The 1,262-nt window shown below is 64.3% G+C and carries 1 protein-coding gene; it reads left to right on the forward strand.

Annotated elements, in window-relative coordinates; translation table 11 throughout:
• On the forward strand, window positions 1-1,262 hold a 1,262-nt coding region (atzF, locus tag AC097P_RS23655; RefSeq protein WP_479612880.1), incomplete at both ends, for an allophanate hydrolase.

A 1,262-nucleotide genomic window follows, 5' to 3' on the forward strand; every position in this document is an offset into this window, starting at 1 on the left:
TCTCCTTATGGGCCGGTGCCCAATGCATTCAACGCGGCCTATGTATCCGGCGGGTCGAGCGCCGGGTCAGCCTATGCTGTTGCCACCGGGCAGGTGGACTTTGCGCTGGGTACCGACACCGCGGGCTCGGGCCGCGTGCCGGCCGGCCTGAATAACATTGTGGGGCTCAAGCCCAGCAAGGGCCTGATCAGTACACGCGGCGTTGTGCCCGCAGCGCAGAGTGTGGACTGCGTTTCCATCTTTGCTTGCACGGTAGCGTTGGCTGCGCGGGTCTTGCAGGTGGCCATGGGGCACGACCCGCTGGACCCCTATTCGCGCGATCTGGCCCTGGCTACCAGCCCATTGCCGGCTGCCTTTCGTTTTGGTGTGCCGTCCAAACTGGAGTTTTTTGGTGATCAGGCTGCTGAAAAAGCCTTTGCGCAGGCCATAGAGCATATGACCGCCATGGGCGGCACCCGCGTGGACATTGACTACACCCCGTTGGCCAAGGCGGCCGCCTTGCTGTATGAAAGCGCACTGGTGGCCGAGCGTTACGCCGCCATACGGCCCTTCTTCGATGCGCATGAAGACCAAGTGATGGAGCCCGTACGCTCCATCATTGTCAAAGGGCGCCAGTACAACGCGGCCGATCTGTATGACGCCCAAACCCGGTTGCGCGCCTATGGTCAGCAGGCCGCTGCCATGTGGGACGGCATGGACGTGTTGCTGGTGCCCACTGCACCCACGCACTACACCATCGCCGCGATGCAGGCCGACCCGGTTGCCCTCAACCGCAATCTGGGCGCCTATACCAACTTCGTCAACCTGCTGGACTATGCGGCCCTGTCCGTGCCCAGCGCAGTGCGCGCCGACGGCTTGCCGTTTGGCATCACGCTGGTTGGACCCTGCGGCAGCGATTGGCAACTGGCAGACCTGGGCCAGCGTTACCACCACGGTACCAACCTGCCCTTGGGGGCAACGCGCGCGCCACTGCCTGCGCCGCAAACATTGCCGGGCCTGGTGCAGCCGCAGAGCGTTCCAACTGTCAACGTGGCAGTAGTAGGCGCCCACCTGTCGGGTATGCCGCTCAACAGCCAACTCACCGAGCGCGGCGCTACGTTGGTTGCTGCGACCGAGACCGCACCCGACTACGCCTTCTATGCACTACCCGGCACCGTGCCGCCCAAACCGGGTTTGGTGCGGGTGGCCACCGGCGAGGGCCACCGCATCGCCGTCGAAGTGTGGGAAATGCCGCTGGCCCACTACGGCTCGTTTGTCGCCAT

Source organism: Rhodoferax sp. ZS1R8 (genome assembly GCF_056521325.1).